Genomic DNA, 18,245 nt, shown 5'->3' with positions numbered 1-18,245 from the left:
TAATAACTACAGTTTAGTGGTATTTTCAGCACTAAACCTATACTCATCCTTCGCTCATCCTATAGTCATCCTATACTTATTGTATACTCAGGGTGGCTTTTCAAGTTATCTAGTGGGGGCATCGGGGGCACATGCCTCTTTACCCCAGCAGGGTCTCCACCTTCTTTCCCCAGCAGGGTCTCCACTCTATTTCCCCAGCAGGGTCTCCCGAAGGGGACCCTGATGCAAATAGTACAATGTGGGTTCATCGGGGTCCTCTGCGAGAGACCCCGCTGAGGTAAAGGGGTGGAGGTTCATCGGGGTCCCCTTCGGGAGACCCCGATGAGGTAGAAAAGAAAAATGAGACCCCGCTGAGGTTAGCAAAAGCAAATGGCATTTAGTTCTGCTGCATGCCGGTTTGGTTGATGATGTCCTGGGGAAGGGGAAGGGCGAATCGGCGGTCGTTGGCGGGTAGGGTGTAGGTTTCGGGGCCGAGCTTGCGGGTGAGGTTGATGCCGGCACCTAGTTTGTTCTGGCGCTTGATGTCCATCCAACGAAGGCTGCGCATGGTGAGCTCCTTGCGCCGTTCCACCAACACCTGCTCCAATGCCTCCTGGTCGTTGGCGGCTGATAGTGGGGTGAAACTGCCTGCCTTCCAGCGATGCTCCAACAACCGGTTGAGGTCGGCCATGGCCTGCACTCCCCTGCCCAGCCGCGCATGGGCTTCCGCCCTCGTCAACAGTACCTCGGCTGTGGTGATGCCGCTAAAGAATAGAAAGGGATCCCCGGTATAGTGCCCCTTGAAACTTGGGTAGGGGCCGTTCTCAAAATAAAAGACTGTCTTGCGCAGGTCGTTGTTGTCGTAACTGGCATAGAGCAGGCTGTCCTGGTAGGCAAACACAAAATACTTGGGAGAATAGTTCCCGGACTGGGTGGTATAGAAGATGATCTCCTTGTTAAAGGGACGGAAGGGCGTGAAGGACCCGGCATCTACTTCCGGACTATTGTAATCCAACAACTCCGAGCGCAGGGCAAGACTCCGATCTGCATAGGCATATGCACTGTCGTAGCGGTTCATGGACAGGTAGCAACGGGCCAGCGCCGCGAAGGCTGCCAGTCGCGATGGTCGCATCGGGTGAACGGGGTTGTCGGGAAGGTATTCGGCTGCCCTGGTGAGGTCGGCTATCACCTGCTCGTAGCTGTCTTTCACCGATGCACGTACCGATGGGGTGTTGAAATTGGATCCCAACCGCAGGACGATACCGGGATCGGTTGCGGCGGTCTGGGGATCGTAGGCCTTCGCAAATTCCCAGAGCAGGCTGAGAAAGTAATAGCCCCGGTAAAAATGTGCGGAACCCTTGACGTTCCGCCAGACTGCTTCATTGGCGGGTGTGAGGGCAATGTTGCCTAGCTGCTCGAGGCAGTAATTGGCATTGTACACTGCATTGTAAGCCGAGGCCCAGTCATTGGGAAAATTGTATTGTTCTACCCGCCAGGTATAGACTTGCCGCTCCAGTTCGGAGACGGCGGCGTAGGTGTCGGGGGTCATGAAAAAATCATCGTCGCAGGACTGCGAGAAGCCCGGCGTCTGGCTGTTCATGATGTAGTCATCATCGAGCAGGCCCTGGAGGTCCATGATGGTTCGCGGTACCACCAGTGTCTTGTCGGATTTGGCCTCCAGGAATTTCTGGCAGGAGCTCACCACCAGGGCGAGCGCGGCTATCAAAGTGATGGGAATGCAAATTCTTACGTTCATGGTATGCTGTTTTAACTGTTGAGCAATGGGGTTAGAGGTTCATGCGCAGGCCAATGGACAGGTTCCTGGCCGGCGGTAAGGAACGGGGATAATCCGGGTCCAGGCCTTCGCTGTTGGCCCGCCACAGGATCCCCAGGTTGGCGGCTATGCAATACAACTGCGCGTCCTTCAGCCACCTGGCGCAGGCTTTCGGTCCACCCAGCGTATAGGCCAGGTTCAGGAACTGCAGGCGGATGTGATCGCCTTTCAGCACGTTGACCTCGGAAAAGCCATAGAAGGCATCGCGGTTGCCGTTGACGGGATACACGAAGGCCGGTACCTGGGTGAAGGCTTCATCGCCGGGTTGCTGCCAGCGACGGTTGAAATCGGGGTGGCCGGAACCGTTCACGAGGCTGCCGCTGGTAAAGAAGGGCCTGCGGAAATAATAACCGAAGCGGTAGGCCAGGCTCAGGGTCAGGGATAGTTGCTTCCAGCTGAGGGTATTGATCCAGGAGCCGAAGACGGGCGGACTGGCCGGGCCAATGTACACCACATTGCCTTCGGGGCCTTTCTGGTTGGCCTCCTGGAAGATGGCGGCATAATCGGTGCTGAGTTTGCCGTCCAGGTAGCCCTGGGGATGGCCATTGCCGTCCAACCCGCCCCAACGGTAGGCTGCGATGGCATAAAGGGGCTTGCCCACATAGGGCGTGATGGTGTTGCCATTGCCTATGATGGAAGCGATATTGGCCGCGGAGGCACTGTTGTAGCGGGTGGTCTCGTTGGTGACATAACTAAAAATAAGGTTGCTGTTCCATTTGACCTTTCTATCCACCAACCGGGCATTCAGGGTGAGGTCGATACCCTTGCCTTCCATATTGGCGACATTGCGCCGGAGCTCGCTTCCCAAGCCCCAGGTGGTATAGTCATAGGGTTCTGTGCCATACAGGTCGATGCCCCGCTTGTTGTAGAACTCGAGGGTACCGGAGAGCCGGTTGTTGGCCGACTGGAAGTCGAGGCCGATGTTGAACATGCCGATCTTTTCCCAGCGCAGGTCGGGATTGTTGATGACGTTGATGCGGGCAAAGGGAAGGTTGACGGAAGAAGCGGCATAATAGCGGCCGATGGCCACGGCAGAGCGACTGAGGTCCACATTGCCACTGAAGCCATAGCTCATGCGCAGCTTAAGCGAAGGCAATGCCCGCAGCTGGTAGAAGTCCTCGCGGGAAATATTCCAGGCGGCGCCTACGGACCAGAGGGGTTTCCAGCGGTCATTGGTATTGGCGCCGAACACATTGGCCCCGTCGCGGCGGGCGCTGGCCGACAGGCTGTACCTGTTGCGGAAGGTGTAGGCCGCGTTGGCGTAGACCGACACAAAGCGGTTGAGGGTATGGCTATTGGCCGCCATGCCGGGGATGCGTTCGAAACGGCCCGTAAGGATGGTGGGATAGGGATTGACAGGATCCACCAGGGTGGTGGTCAGGGGATCGCTGTTGTAGCCGTAGCGGATGCTGCCTTCGCCGGTGCCACGGGCCTCCCGGCCTTCTATGCCGGCCACGGCGGCCAGTTCATGGTCCTGCCATTGCTTCATCAGGTTGAGCTGGCCGCGAAGGGTCTGGGAACGGACCGCTGCCAGGGAATAGTTGCGGATGCCGCCAAGCGGGACGATCCGGGTGAGGTTGCCGTTGCTGCGGTCTACCTGGGTGAAGCGGTTGACCATGTCGCGGGCTTCGTAGCTCTCCAGGGCCGCCAGGCGTTCGCTGCCCGATTGCTGGTCCTGGTACTGGTATTTGATCTCCGCATTCAGCCATTTGGAAAAGCGATAGCGCAGGCCGATGTTGGCAAAGAGCTCCTGCCGGTTGTCGGTGCTGCGGTTGTGGCGATAATCCTCCAGCGGGTAATATTTCCAGTCGAGCAAACGCCCGCCGGCAAGGGTGTCGGTATAGGCGCTGCGGTAATCGCGGGCCACCGGCAGGGGACTGCCGTCTTCACCGGCCAGCTGGAGGTAGGGGATGGACCTGCCCGCAACGGCCACCTGGTTGATGCCCGGACGACCGGACTGGCCATGGGCGTTGGTGAAGTAAAGGGAAAGGTCCAGTTCCAGGTTCTTCAGGATGCGGAAGCTGTTGCCCAGCTGGATGTTGAGTTTGCGGGTCAGCGCATCCAGCTCGTTGCTGGACCGGTCATAGGCCAGCGAGAAGGTATAGGCGTGGTTGGCACTGCCGCCGCGCAGGTTCAGCGCATATTGCTGGGTGAGGGCTTCGCGGTACATGTGGCGGAGGAACTGGTCGCGGGTATCGATGGCCTTGAGGGCGTTAATGCGATCGGCCGAGTCGGCAGCCGAGATGAGGCCGCGCCGGCGCGCGAGGAAGACCTCGACGGCGGGCGTGAGGGCCTGGTAGCCCGTGTTGATGCGGTTATTGAAATAGCCCCTGCCAAAAAGGAACTGTTCCACCCCTATGTACTCGGCGGCGCCCAGCTGGGGCAGGTAATAGAGGTCGGGTTTTTCGGCGATGATGAGGGAGGCATTCACGCTTACCTGTAGGGGTTGGGCATAGCGCCCCTTCCTGGTGGTGATGAGGATGACGCCATTGCCGGCGCGGGCACCCCAGATGGAAGCTGCAGCGGCATCCTTCATCACCGTAACCTGCTCCACATCGTTGGGGTTGATGTTGTTGATGTCGCCTTCATAGATATAGCCATCCACCACCACCAGCGGGTCGATGGGGCCGTTGATGGTGCTCAGGCCCCTGATGCTGATGCCCAGTTTGCCCTGGTTGCCATTGCTCTTGCCTACATCGAAGAGCAGGCCGCTGGTGATGCCGTCGAGGCGGTTGAGGATATTGGTGCCGGCCTGCAGGTTGAGGGCGGCCTTGTCGATCCTGACAAAGGAGCCCGTGCTGCGTTCCCTGGGGATATCCTGGTAGCCGCTGCTCAGCACTTCCACTTCGCCGAGGGTGTTGGCAGCGGGCGCCAGTTGGATGGTGAGGAAGGCAGCGGGGTCGCTGATGAAAAAGCCGGCAGGCGCAAAGCTGATATGGCTGATGCGCAGGGAGTCGCCGGCTTTAACGCCCGGCAGGCGGAAGATGCCGTCGCCGGCGCTGAGGGTGGAGCGTTTGGCCTGCAGTGCCGTGACGGTAGCGCCGGAGACCGGTTCGCCCTTGGGGTTGGTGAGCCTTCCCTGCAGTACCGGTTGCTGGCAGCGGGCGGCGAGCGGGGTGAAGGAAAGCAGGAGGCCCGTTAGCAGGGCGACCAGGGCAAGCAAGGGGAAGCATGACCTTATGGTTAGTTGTTGGATAGGCATGGTTTCAATATTTATCGGTGATGAAATAATGGGTCAGGGTTTGTGTGGAGTTGGCCAGTTGAAGGCCGTGTTGACGCAGGATACGGAGGATGGACCGGCGGGATAGGCCGTTGAGGTTTTCGGGCAGCAGGGGTACGGTAGCGTCCGGGGGCAGTTGACAGACCACCGGCAGTCCACCGAGGGCCGGCAGTTGGTGGAGCAGGGCGGCGAGATCGCTGGCCGGCATACCGGGCCGGTCGGCAGGCGGTTGGCGGCGGTGGGGGCGGGCCTGCAGGGCGAGGCAGGGAACAGCCGAGGACGCCGAATCCACGCGGATGCCGAAGAAGCGATCGATATCGGAGCGGATGAATTCCATGACCCGCTGCCTGGGGCTGGGCGGCAGGGAGAGGTCGTAGCAGAAGGCGTTGCGGTAGAGCAGGGTGTCTTCCGTGGATCCAGTTGCGAAGCGCCCGGGGTCGCGGACCAGCCAGTGGACACGATCGGTGGGGAGGTCGAAGAGCCTGGGGTGGGCCAGTTTGAGCAGCATGAGGGCGGAGGTGTTGAAGAGGTAGAAGCGGTAGACCAGTCCCTGGCTGTTGGTTTGCCAGCCGCCGGCATTGCCGATGCCTTCGATATAGCCGGTGAGCAGGGAGCGGTAGCGGAAATTGTCGCCGGAGGTGCCGTTGTTGTTGACGCCGAGGGGGATGGTTTCCTGGAAGTCCATGCGGTCGCCCTTGGTATGGAGGGCGGGTTGGCTGCCGGCCAGGAGTTTGCGGATATTGGCTTCGGTGACTTCGGCGGCGGAGGTGGTAGCGAGGAGGGTGCCGGAGGGGCCGATCCAGGCGTAGTGGGGTACGAATTTATGGGGGAAGTAGGCGGCCATGGCGGTTTGGCCGGTGCAGAAGGGCAGGGCGATGTTGCGGCCCTGTTGGCGGAGGCGCTGGAAGGTGGCCAGCACCTTGGGGAGGGAGTCGGCCGGGTAGGCGTTGACGAGGAAGACCTGGAGGCTATCGCCGAAGGTTTGCTGGAGGGCCTGCATTTTGGGGAAGGCTTCGATGCAGCTGGCGCACCAGGTACTCCAGAAGTCGAGGAGGACGAGTTTTCCTTTGAGTTGGGACAATTGGATCTTATCAACGGGGAATTGGTGGATATTGGTCAGGCTGAGGTGGCCGGGGATGGTATCACCGATCTGGAGGGGTGTGGCCTTAGGGGTCGGGATTTGGCCATAGGAGGCTGGGGCCGGGCAAAGCGCGGCCAGTAAGCCCAGGAGGAGCAGTTTCATTGGCAGAAAAGTTTTGGCAGTTAAAGGAATCGGGAAAAAAGCCGGCGGTTGAGGGGACACACGACAAGAGAAAACGGGCCCCTGCCGCCGGTTTGGTGAAGCAGGGCCTTAAACAGGGTTTTTGGGCTTTTTGGCCCAGTTGGAGAGGATGAGGTGAAGCTGTGTATGGCGATATTTTAAAGGAAGTACCATAATAACTGAATGGCAAAGTAGGAGAAATTCTAAAGGAAAAGCAGTAATTTAGGTTGACTTTAATGGGTTTTAGGTTGACTTTTATTAATTTTATTTAAACTTCATTTTATGGAAACAACTAGCACCAGAGGAACACAGCATATTGGTAGGAAGATTGAAATATTGAGGAACTTAAAAGGGATGAAGCAGGAGGCGCTTGCCATAGAGACCGGATTGAGCCAGCCTCAGATTTCAGCAATTGAGAATTCCGCGGAGGTTGAAGATGAAGTCCTGAATATTATTGCAAGTGCATTAAATCTTACACCTACTATGATCAAGGAATTTGATGAGAACCACCTGTTCTATCATATTGATAACAAATTGGAGAATGTGACGATTAATGACTCTGGTACTGGAATTCAACAGGTTTTCAATCCGCTCGAAAAAGTTGTTGAGTTGTATGAAAGATTATTGGCAAGTGAGAAGGAGAAACTTGAAATTTTGAAGGCTCTTAAAAAAGATAACTAAATAACATACTGGCTATATGGAAAATATTACGAATACGCTAATGCTGCATAAAGGCAGGAAGATTGAGAGGATCAGGAAATTAAGAGGTCTTACACAAAGTGAGCTGGGTGATAGATTAGGTATTACAAAGCAAGCCGTGTCAAAACTTGAGCAGGCTGAAAACATCGGAGATGATAAATTGAAAGAAGTAGCCGATGCTTTAGGGGTTACGTACGAGGGCTTAAAGGAGTTTAGTGAAGAGCGTGTATTGTATAACACAAATAACTTCTACGAGAACTGTGGCGTATCCGCAACAAACCTGAGCGCTAACATTGAAACGATAAATAATCCTTTGAAGGAAACAATTGAGATGTTTGAACGACAGCTTGAGTTGATTAGAAAGGAGCTTATTGAAGCTTTGAAATCTAAATAACCTAAGAATTGCTGGAGTTATTTGATTAGATGACTCGGCTGGTAACTCACTTTTGAAATATTGTACCCTTTCCTTCGGGAGATTCTCGAAGTTGATCCAGCTGAGATTCTGTATTTGGCGCTGAACTATGTAAGGAGAAATCTAACGGCAGGGTCGCCGGCGAAGAGGTCGGAGTCAAAACCTGGTTTTGGGAAAGGGGCAACAATTAAGTACAGCATTGCCTGATGTGGTCTATGGTAATTATGCTGAACTGCACGATTGGAATGCATTTTCAGCCCCTCCCTAATTCCTGTACTAACAAACATGGCTAACCTAAAATTATCTTGTTCCATCCTTCCTATTATTACCCATTTCCATTAGTGTATAACCTGGGTAAGGCAATTCAATCATTTTGTGATCCTGTCAATTGTTAAATGGGTTAAAAACGGGATTTTTCCCCTTGCAATATTGAGGGCCGCTTATTATTTTAAGCTGGTTTTTGAACTTATCCTAATGTGGGTGAGGTGGCGAAGCTTTGGGTAATGGTGGGTGGTGGGTAGGTTTAGGCATGGTGGGTTTTTATGAGCTAGGCATGAATTCAATATTTCTTTTTCCCGTTCCAGGCAAAAACCAGATTAATTGAGGTCTTTTGTTGGGCTTGGTTTTATGAAGCGGGTTTTGCTTCATTAGATGGCGTGTATATTGGGTCGTTAATTAGAAAGAGGGGGTGCGGAATGGTCATTCTGCTTAATTAATTTTAAATGATCATTTTGTCTTGATGCTAGGTAAATGTGATTTGTATAACCATAACAATTTGATTTCCAAGCAATGCTTTTAGTCCAAATCCAGCGCTTAATTACATAAATAAACACGTTGTGTGCAATATATAAGACTCATAATTTGAAGAGATATTTGGTTATATTTTTATCTGCAACATTTTGTTTATCTGCTTCATGCAGACCAGCAAAAACTATTGCAGATTATTCTAGTAACTTAATTTATCTTGTCAATATTGACTATTTGACTGATAGCATTAGCAAATACCATGGGAAAACAATACAAACCAAAGGGTTTTTTAGCTTTGGTTTTGAGAATCAATCATTAACTCCCGCAATAACAATATTTGATTCTACAAAAAATAATCTTTCTGTCCAGGTAAAGAGTTACCCTGGTTTATGGATACAATTCGATGATAACTTTACTATTCAAAACAGAATAGAGCAATATGAGACTAATAAAACTGGGCGATTAGTTACGATTCAAGGAGTAGTAGACACTATGAATACTGGACATATGGGATTTTATAAGGCTGCAATTGCAAAAAGCTAAAATTGTAGTAGAAAGACAGTAGATATGTACACACAACACCAGGTTTTGCGTCATGGCGGCGAACACCTAAACCTGATCACCAGAAATTCTAATCATCTATAAACCAGGGCTAAGCTGGGGTTCCCTGAATACCGCCACGAACACAAAGCCCCGGCCGTTGTGTGTAATTCGATATGGCAATCTCTAAAAAGGTAATTAGAAAACTATGGGCGACATCCGGCGGCTTCTGTGGTAAGCCTGACTGTCATGCAGATTTATTCCCTTTTTTCGAAAATGGGCAAGTTACCAACATTGAGGAGCTGGCTCATATTATTGCACAAAAGAAAAAAGGACCTAGAGGAAACAATTCACTTGCTTTAACGGAACGTGACGAATTTGACAACATTATAATTCTGTGTCCATCCTGTCATACGTTAATAGATAAAAACCCTGGTGTATTCCCTATCGACACTATACGAGAATGGAAAAAGCAGCATCTTCAAAGTATCGAAAACATTTTCAAAATTCCAACTTTCAATACAAGACAAGAAGTTCACAAATATCTGCAACCATTCTTTTCAGAAAACCGTAAAATATTTGACACGTACGGTCCGTATTCTGAAAATGCTAAAAGCGACCCTCCTGCTTGTGAATTAATGTGGGATAGACTAGCGAAAGAAAAAATTTTACCAAACAATCGTAAAATTGAAAAGGTGATTGAACAAAATCAATCTCTATTAACAGAGGAAGAAAGCAGCCTATTTCAAGAATTTAAAATTCATAGAAAAGGTTTTGAGTTTAATAAGCTTTCAGGCGATGTTAATGCAATGGTTCCTAGGTTTCCCGCTAATTTTCAAAATATTTATAAATGAAAAGAAAGAATATAGAACCCGTAGCTTATTCTAGCACAAACTACTTCCTTAACGGAATGCGTGGGCATAGTGCTGTACAATCCATCACAAGCTTAGGCAACGACAAATATTTAATTGCCAGAACAAATGGAAGAGACCCGCTAACAATAATGGTAGCAGACATTTACATCGCTGGCGAAGCTGATTTATATGAATTATCAGACCAAATCCAAGGTGTTGACGCTTTAATTTTAATCGGCTTTTACAATCGTTATTCATCGGCAGCAAAAACCTTAGCTAAAAATATGGGCGTTGGTCTTTTTACGAATAGGGAGTTTTGGGGAGCCGTTAATTTGTCTGGCGATAAATTTATGGACTATGTTTCTAAAGGAGATGATTGAGCAGTTGGACATCCAAAAGCCGGATTTTTGTGAATTGTATTTATTCGGGTCGGTTGTATATGCTGAAACTTTTAACGACATTGACATTGCTGTTATTTATGAAAAGGAACACATCTCATTAGAAGAATTAGTTAGGTTCAGGCAACGGCTTAAAGATTTTGTTTTACAAAAGACTGGTATTAGTACTGATGTCATTTTACTCTCAAAAGATGAAGAGGTAGAATTGGCTTTTTTGTCCAATGCTAAGACAACAAAGCTAAAATGAACTACACACAACATGTGGCTTTGTGCAAGTGGGGCACGACGAATAAACCATCAGCTATTTGCAAGCATCGGCTATAGCTCCAGCGTGACGAACAACATTCATCAACAGGACAAACAATGAACTTTAATTTATAAATTGAGCAGCGGTTATGGGCAGACGGAATGCTATTTCCCCACCTGCACAAAGCCCTGTTCGTTAGCTGCAACCCTAAAGAACAGACGACAGTGCAAGAATTAACGAACAGACAGACGACAAAATAGCCCACCCGCAAAATGGCACATTTGGTTTTTCCCGACACACGAGCCAACGCTCAAAAAACCAAAAGAGCCATTTTTTTGACAAAGCTCTGATACCGTTCCGACCGAAAAACTTATCTTAACCGACTGAAATAGAAAATATAATTTGTAGATGATTTTAAAAGAATTGAAACCAAGAAAGGCACTGAATAAAGCCTTTTTAAAAGTAAAACCGAACAGGACTGAAATTGAAGGTTTCAAGACCAATCTCATTACTTTACTCGACAGGACAAATGACACGGAAAGCGAAGAGTTTCATAAAAACTTGGTTTCCGATTTTCTCAAAGAAACTTACTACAAGCAAAACCATTTTATAAATACCAAAGGTCGAAACGACCTTGTTATTCATAACGGACAAAATGCAAACTCGACAGTTGGAGTAATTCTCGAAGCTAAAAAGCCGACCAACAAATCAGAAATGATTACAACCAAAAAACTGAATGCAAAAGCATTTCAGGAATTGGTTCTGTATTATTTACGTGAGAGAATTACACACAAAAATCTTGAAGTAAAACATTTGGTTGCGACCAACATCAACGAATGGTTCATTTTTGACGAGCATTTATTTGAAAGACTTTTTGCACAAAACAAATCGTTTGTCAGACAGTTCGAGAACTTTGAAGCAAGCAAGAAAACAACAGACGTATTTTATAAAGAGATTGCCGAGCCATTTATTGACAGCATTACTTCAGAAATTGAATTTACCTATTTCAACATTCAGGATTTTCAAAAACCGTTACGCAATACCGACAAAGCAGATGACAATTCACTGATTGCTTTATTCAAATTGTTATCGCCAGAGCATCTTTTAAAACTTCCATTCACCAACGACAGCAACAGCCTTGACAAACGCTTTTACAGCGAGTTGTTGCACATTATTGGCTTGACCGAAACCAAAGAAGGAAGCAAAAAACTCATTGAACGAAACAAAGCAGGAGAACGACACACAGGAACAATTCTTGAAGATGCCATCATTCAGATTGACAGCTTAGACAAATTGTGCCGATTGGAAAAGCCAAACCAATTCGGTAACACGCAACAGGAAAGACTTTTTAATGTTGCTCTTGAACTTTCCATTACTTGGATAAACCGCATTTTGTTTTTGAAGTTGTTGGAAGCACAACTCATTACCTATCACAAAGGCGACAAATCTTTTTCGTTTCTCAATCTTGACAAAATCAAGAACTATGACGACCTGAACAGCTTGTTTTTTCAGGTATTGGCACGCAAGTATGACGAGCGAAACGAAGATGTAAAAAAGGCATTTGAAAAAACGCCTTATCTCAATTCTTCGCTATTTGAGCCGACAGACATTGAGCAGGTTACCTTGTTTATCAGCAATCTGAAAGACGATAAAACCATTCCGATTTTTTCGCAAACCGTGCTGAAAGACCAGCAAGGCAAAAAACGGACAGGCAACATTTCCACGCTTCAATATTTGTTTGAGTTTTTAGATGCTTACGACTTTGGAGCAGAAGGTGGAGAAGATATTCAGGAAGACAACAAAACGCTGATTAACGCTTCGGTTCTCGGATTGATTTTCGAGAAAATAAACGGCTACAAAGACGGCTCATTTTTCACTCCCGGTTTCATCACAATGTATATGTGCCGTGAAACCATTCGCAAAGCCGTTGTGCAGAAATTCAACGAAACAAAAAAATGGAATTGCACAACGCTTGAAGAACTATACGACAAAATTGAAGACCGAAAAGAAGCCAATAAAATTGTAAACAGCATCAAAATTTGCGACCCTGCCGTTGGTTCTGGGCACTTTTTGGTTTCGGCACTTAATGAAATGATTGCCGTTAAAAACGACTTGAAAATTCTGCAAGACCGTGACGGAAAACGCTTGAAAGAATATCAGGTGGAAGTGGTAAATGATGAACTGATTGTAACAGACGAAGAAGGCGAACTATTTGAATACAACCCAAGCAATAAAGAAAGTCAGCGAATACAGGAAACGCTTTTTCACGAAAAGCAAACCATAATTGAAAACTGCCTATTCGGAGTGGACATCAATTCCAATTCCGTAAAAATTTGCCGTTTGCGTTTGTGGATTGAGCTTTTGAAAAACGCTTATTACAAGAACGCCACCGAATTAGAAACACTTCCGAATATTGACATCAACATCAAATGCGGCAACTCTTTAGTGAGCCGTTTTGCCATTGATGCCGACTTGAAACAAGCCTTGAAAAAAAGCAAGTGGACGATTGACAGCTACCGAATAGCTGTTGACACTTACCGTAACGCTGAAAGCAAGGAACAGAAAAGAGAAATGGAACAACTGATTGCCGACATTAAATCGGATTTCAGAAGTGAAATATCGCTGAACGACCCTAAAGTAAAGAAGCTACGCAAACTTTCAGGCGACTTGTATCAAATGACCAATCAGGGGGAACTTTTTGAAATGAGCAAAAAGGAAAAAGCCGATTGGAACAAAAAAGTACAACAACTATCCGAAGAAACCAAAAAACTTGAAACCGAAATTGAAGAAATAAAAGCCAACAAGATTTTTGAAAATGCCTTTGAATGGCGTTTTGAATTTCCTGAAGTACTGAATGATGATGGTGATTTTGTAGGCTTTGATATGGTTATTGGAAATCCGCCTTATTTATCATTGTCCAAATTAAAAGAACAATCAGAGTATTTTTCAAAAGCAAATTATGTAACTTATTCTAAAGGTGCAGACATCTTTTGCTTATTCTATGAACTTGGTGGTAATGTTTTAAAGCCACTTGGTTTTTTAACTTACATTACTTCTAATTCTTGGTTAAGGGCAATTTATGGAGAGCTTCTCAAAAAATATTTCATTGAAAAATTACAGCCAATTGCATTAATAAATATTGAAGATGTTCAAATATTTGAAGAAGCGACCGTTGAATCAAATATTATTACACTTCAAAAATCAGTGAATTCAAAACCATTTCAAGTAGTCAATTTATCAAAAGACTATTCAATAGGCGATTCTTTAAACGACTATTTCAATAAAAACAGCTTTGAATTTATTCCACCGTCAACATCTGAATGGTTTATCGGAAATCAGTCTGTTGGGTCATTAAAAAGTAAAATCGAAAATGGAGCAAGACTATTGAAAGATTTTAATGTTCGAATAAATTTTGGATTAAAAACAGGTTTTAATGAAGCATTCATAATAAATGAAATCAAAAAGAACGAATTAATAGAAGCAGATGAGAAAAATGCTGAAATAATTAAACCAATAATTCGTGGCAGGGATTTAAAAAAATACAGTTACGTCTTTGAGAATATTTACTTGATAAATTCACATAATGGAATAAAATCAATTGGTTTAAAAAGGATTGAAACCGAGACCGAATACCCAACAATTTACGAACACTTAAAAAGTTATTCTCCCAAAGTTGAAATGCGTTCAGATATGGGAGACCATTGGTCAAATCTCAGAAATTGTGCCTATTTAGAAGATTTTGAAAGAGATAAAATAATATGGGGCGAAATTTCAGATAAACCAAAATTTGCTTTTGACGATGAAAAGTATTTTGCAGAAGCAACTACTTTCCTGATGACGGGTGAAAAATTGAAATTTCTTTTGGCAATATTAAATTCAAAGGTTTCGGAGTGGTATTTCAATCTTATAGGAACAACAACAGGAATGGGAACAAACAGATGGAAGAAATATAAAATTGAATTGTTGCCAATTAAATTTCCATCATTAGAACAAGAGAAAGAAATTGAGATTTTAGTAAACCAAATTTTAGCTACAAAAAAACAAAATCCATCAGCCGACACAACCGACATAGAAAACCAAATAGACCAATTGGTTTACCAACTTTACGAGTTGACGGATGAAGAAATAAAAATTGTGGAGGGGAAATGATGACACCAGAAGAAGGACAAAAAATGATGGATGAATGGTTCAACAATTTGCCTGTTGAAAACGAAAAATTTTATTCCTTTCTTTCCGAGAACGTTAAGAAGTTTCAAACCTTCGACTTACTATCTTATTTTTCTTATTACAATCACTTGCACGATTCAGAAAAATACTCCGATTTCAGGGGAGACAAAAATTTCTTCGTATCTGAAGTGTTGGCATTGTTATGTTTGAAAAATGACTTTGTGAATGAAAGTTCAGTTTCACAAGATGACTACATGGAACTAATCATGGAATTGCAAAAGACCGTTTTAAATTATTGCGGACGGAATGATGCACTTGAAATGAAGAACAATAATAAGCCTCTAAGAGAAGATACGATTTCAGATATTGCAAATATACTTTCAAGAGAAGCTAAACACATAAGAAATCCAGGACTACCTGAACACCATCTAATTTTTACCGAGAAGCTTTTTGAACCGATAAAAGATGAAGTGAAATCCATATTTGGTTTTTCAATTTCTGATTCAGTTGTTATCAGAAAGAATTTATCAAACATGATTAACAATAAGTGTAGAAAAGCAATTGATGAAGCGTTAGAGAAAGGAAAGAAACACGCTAAAGAAGTAATACGATATAGAAAAACAAGAATAGTTGAATCTGAAAGCATCTTTACTAAAGAGCAACTAGAAGAATATTCAAAGTATTCTGATAAGAAAATTCGAGAGGGTTTACAAGGGCACTTTCTTAATGAACTTTATTACACTTTTGGCAAGACATACACTTTCACTGCAAATGAATTATCTGATTTTACAAGCATTGAATTAGAAGCAGTTAAGGCATTTTTAAAAACATTTTCATGTGGCTTTCCATCTCTAAAAGTAGAAGATAAAATTTATGAACCTATTACAATTCTTAAAACAAAACCCATAATTGAATATGGAGAAAGATACCTTATCCCTTCATTTCCATTGATAATTTGGGCAATAGAAGATGTAATTGAATCAGCATTAAAGCAGAATAGAAAACTGAATGAAAAATACCCAAATATCAAACACGACTTTGTTCTCAATCAAGGGCTAGAGTTTTTTAAAACATTACTTCCGACTGCTAATTTCTTTCAACCTAACTTGTTTTACATTGTAAATAATGACAGATGCGAAACAGACGGGTTAATTATTTACGACCAAGTTCTTTTTATTATCGAAGTAAAAGGACACAGAATAACTCCAAGAGCAAAAAAGGGTTACACTGACCGCACAAGAAAACACTTAGAGGAAATTGTTCAAGAATCATATGGACAAGGAATTAGAACGCTTAAATACATTGAAGATAGTGGAATAGCTGAGTTCAAAACAAAAAGCGGAAAGCAAGTTTTGATTGACAGAAAGGATTTTGATGAAATTGTTATTGTTTCCCTGACCTTAGAACCTATAGGCAATATGTCAATGGTAATTAAGGCAACCAACGACATTGGTTTTTTTCAAGATGGTCATTTTCCTTGGATAATCAGCATTTACGATTTGGTTGTTTTGACTGACTTGTTTGAAAATCCATTAATGCTTATTCACTATATCAAGCGTAGAAAGAAATTTTTAAGCCATAAAACACTTTCAACATACGAGGAGTTAGATTTGGTTTCTTACTTTTTATCAAACGGACTATACATCGAACATACATTAAAAGATGCAGAGGAAAAGAATGTAAATTGGATTGAGTTTATGCCTGATACTGATGAAATAAATGATTACTACATGTATAAGTTCGGACATAAAACAAAATTCACTCCTAAACCGAAATCTTTCATTTCAAAGGAGTTCAATGACTTTCTTCTCCAACTTGACCGTTCAAGAATGCCCCACAGAGTTCGATTAGCCTTATTGATTTTAGAGTTTAACAATAAGTCAATAAAACAACTCATGGACTACATTAAAAAAATAAAAAAAGCGTTTGCAAATGATAAAGAATTTCATGACTGTTCAATTTATACTCTTTCCTTAGGTGGAATCGGAGTGACTTTTATGACGGGTATTAATAAACAGGAATTGGATTTTAAGTTACATCGCTATTGCTCATACAAATTGCACCAACAGAACTCGAACACATGGATTGGGCTTGGGGATATTTCTCCAAATCCAAATGAATATAAATTTTCGTCAATGTTTTTCGTAATGAAAAAGAATATTGAAGAACTTCAAAAAGCATAGTCACAATGCCAACGCTTCACAGCCACACACATTGCCAAGTCGCACCAGCCGACCCGCAAGCCAAAACTTGGCAAAGAGTGTGTCTGTCCAACCGCACCAAAGACAGCGAAACCCACGACAGACAAGAAGGGCAGCAGCTAACAGCGGTTTGGCGTAATGGCGGGTGCAGTGCTTCGTATGACAGTTTTGTGGTAGGTTCAAGTGTAGTTCTTCGATTGAACATTTGTGCTAAAAATCCGCCACTACGCCAAGCCGCAAACCGTTGGCTGCCATTGATCATCTAAAAGTTAGTGTATGAAATTGATTTTTATATTCCTTTTAACTGCTTTCTTTTCCGTTGAACTACATGCCCAGGAGAAAACATTACTTCCAGAGCAACAATGACTTGATATTTTTCAGGGTCAGTGGACAGTGGAAGGGAGTGAAGCTAACTACTTAGAAATTTGTACTCGTATACAAGGAGCCCATATTCAGTGTATAACGGCTTCGAAAGAGAAAGCAGGTATTAACAGCTCTGTTAGCTATCTTTCCTATTCACCCCTCGAGAAAACCTATATTTATTATGGATTGTATCCTTCGGGAAATTCCAGAACACTAAGAGGAATTTGGCAAACAGACCGTTTCATTTTCGAGGGTCAAAGAGTTTTACCAGAGAGGACAACAAAATGGCGAGTAACGATAACCCCGGTTGGGAAAAATCTACATTTCTTGGAAGAAGCGGCGGTGAATGGGAGTGTTTTTGAGAAGAAGGTCGATTTCATATACAAGCGAGTACAATGAAGAAAAGTATAGGTCTATGATAACCATTTATCCCATTTCTGAAGAAAGTATCGGGACTTCTTCCCGATCATTGTCAAGAGCGTTCATGAATGATCCTTTGCAGACATATGTTTTTCCTACTGAAAGGGAAAGAGAGCAAAAATCTCCCGCTCATTTCGAAGCTGTCCTTCGATACGGGAACTTATTCGGAGAAGTTTATACCACGCAAAATTTGGAAGGCGCTGTGGTATGGCTGACGCCAGGCAGTACTGATGTCACACCTGAAAAAGCAGAAAAGGGAGGATTGGGGAATATACATGCCTTGCTCGGTGAGGATGCTGCAAACCGTTTTTTTAGCGTCATGGATTTTTTAGATCCTTTTCATAAACAAGATGCCCCGGAACCACATTGGTATACAATGGTTATTGGCGTTGATCCAGCTTTTAGCGGTTTAGGCTTAGGAAAAGCACTGATGCAACATATCTTGACAAAAGCCCAAGGCAATCAAACCAGTGTTTATTTAGAAACAGCACAACCATCTAATATTAAATTTTATTCAAGCCTTGGTTTTACAGTATTGAGAGAACTTACAGAGCCAAAAAGCAAACTTCCATTGTGGACGTTTAAGAAAGACTTTTGATGTTTGGGCAAGTTATTTCTAAAGAATAACAGCAACCAACATTGGTTTTTATGCAAGTTGGGCATGACCAGCAAACATCAACAAACTACAAATCCAAACTGTGGTCCGGGCTGGACGAATAACAATCCCTGACCTGCATAAAGCTCTGTTCGGTTATGTGCAACCCTATGGCAACACCCAAACCTTAACCTAACAGATTTCAAACATTGACAACAATAAACTTCTCAAATATTGTTTCTACACTAGTTACGAATGGCTTTCATATAAAGTCAGTTGAAAGTTTTTCACCAGAAAACTCTATTGTG

At 44.6% G+C, this 18,245-nt stretch carries 12 protein-coding genes; 9 read left to right on the top strand and 3 right to left on the bottom strand.

Annotated features, from left to right (window positions below; translation table 11 throughout):
- Positions 1–376: 376 nt before the first annotated feature.
- From KJS94_RS14520 to KJS94_RS14510, 3 genes are read right to left on the bottom strand one after another with little or no spacing between them, the layout of a single operon-like run.
- Positions 377–1,735, bottom strand: a complete 1,359-nt coding sequence (locus KJS94_RS14520) for a RagB/SusD family nutrient uptake outer membrane protein (protein WP_214448204.1) — start codon at positions 1,733–1,735, stop codon at positions 377–379.
- A 31-nt stretch (positions 1,736–1,766) separates the two neighbouring features.
- Positions 1,767–5,015: a SusC/RagA family TonB-linked outer membrane protein gene (locus KJS94_RS14515; protein ID WP_214448203.1), complete on the bottom strand. Its 3,249-nt coding sequence runs from the start codon at positions 5,013–5,015 to the stop codon at positions 1,767–1,769.
- Positions 5,016–5,019: 4 nt separating this feature from the next.
- Positions 5,020–6,276, bottom strand: coding sequence for a TlpA family protein disulfide reductase (locus tag KJS94_RS14510; protein WP_214448202.1), 1,257 nt, complete (start codon positions 6,274–6,276; stop codon positions 5,020–5,022).
- A 300-nt stretch (positions 6,277–6,576) separates the two neighbouring features.
- Between KJS94_RS14510 and KJS94_RS14505 the strand changes: the two genes are divergently transcribed.
- From KJS94_RS14505 to KJS94_RS14465, 9 genes are all read left to right on the top strand, one after another.
- A complete protein-coding gene (locus tag KJS94_RS14505; protein WP_214448201.1) occupies positions 6,577–6,975 on the top strand; it encodes a helix-turn-helix domain-containing protein in 399 nt (132 codons plus the stop codon).
- 16 nt (positions 6,976–6,991) lie between these two features.
- The gene (locus KJS94_RS14500; protein WP_214448200.1) at positions 6,992–7,387 is read left to right on the top strand and encodes a helix-turn-helix domain-containing protein; all 396 of its coding nucleotides are present in this window, start codon (positions 6,992–6,994) and stop codon (positions 7,385–7,387) included.
- Positions 7,388–8,266: 879 nt separating this feature from the next.
- Entirely contained in the window at positions 8,267–8,695 is a 429-nt protein-coding gene (locus tag KJS94_RS14495) for a hypothetical protein (RefSeq protein WP_214448199.1), read from the top strand.
- Between the two features lie 173 nt (positions 8,696–8,868).
- A complete protein-coding gene (locus KJS94_RS14490; RefSeq protein ID WP_214448198.1) occupies positions 8,869–9,546 on the top strand; it encodes an HNH endonuclease signature motif containing protein in 678 nt (225 codons plus the stop codon).
- Positions 9,543–9,926 (top strand): hypothetical protein, encoded by a 384-nt coding sequence (locus tag KJS94_RS14485; RefSeq protein WP_214448197.1) that lies wholly within the window; start codon positions 9,543–9,545, stop codon positions 9,924–9,926. The genes KJS94_RS14490 and KJS94_RS14485 overlap by 4 nt, the downstream gene beginning before the upstream one ends.
- A complete protein-coding gene (locus KJS94_RS14480; protein ID WP_214448196.1) occupies positions 9,904–10,191 on the top strand; it encodes a hypothetical protein in 288 nt (95 codons plus the stop codon). The genes KJS94_RS14485 and KJS94_RS14480 overlap by 23 nt, the downstream gene beginning before the upstream one ends.
- A 408-nt stretch (positions 10,192–10,599) precedes the next feature.
- Positions 10,600–14,340, top strand: a complete 3,741-nt coding sequence (locus tag KJS94_RS14475; RefSeq protein ID WP_214448195.1) for a class I SAM-dependent DNA methyltransferase — start codon at positions 10,600–10,602, stop codon at positions 14,338–14,340.
- Positions 14,337–16,541, top strand: coding sequence for a hypothetical protein (locus KJS94_RS14470; RefSeq protein ID WP_214448194.1), 2,205 nt, complete (start codon positions 14,337–14,339; stop codon positions 16,539–16,541). Before KJS94_RS14475 ends, KJS94_RS14470 begins: the two co-directional genes overlap by 4 nt.
- Before the next feature lie 796 nt (positions 16,542–17,337).
- Positions 17,338–17,940 (top strand): GNAT family N-acetyltransferase, encoded by a 603-nt coding sequence (locus KJS94_RS14465; RefSeq protein WP_214448193.1) that lies wholly within the window; start codon positions 17,338–17,340, stop codon positions 17,938–17,940.
- The last annotated feature ends 305 nt before the right edge of the window (positions 17,941–18,245 follow it).

The sequence above is a fragment of the Flavihumibacter rivuli genome (genome assembly GCF_018595685.2).
In the GTDB taxonomy this organism is placed as follows: domain Bacteria; phylum Bacteroidota; class Bacteroidia; order Chitinophagales; family Chitinophagaceae; genus Flavihumibacter; species Flavihumibacter rivuli.
This window is presented reverse-complemented; position numbering and strand designations above follow the sequence as displayed.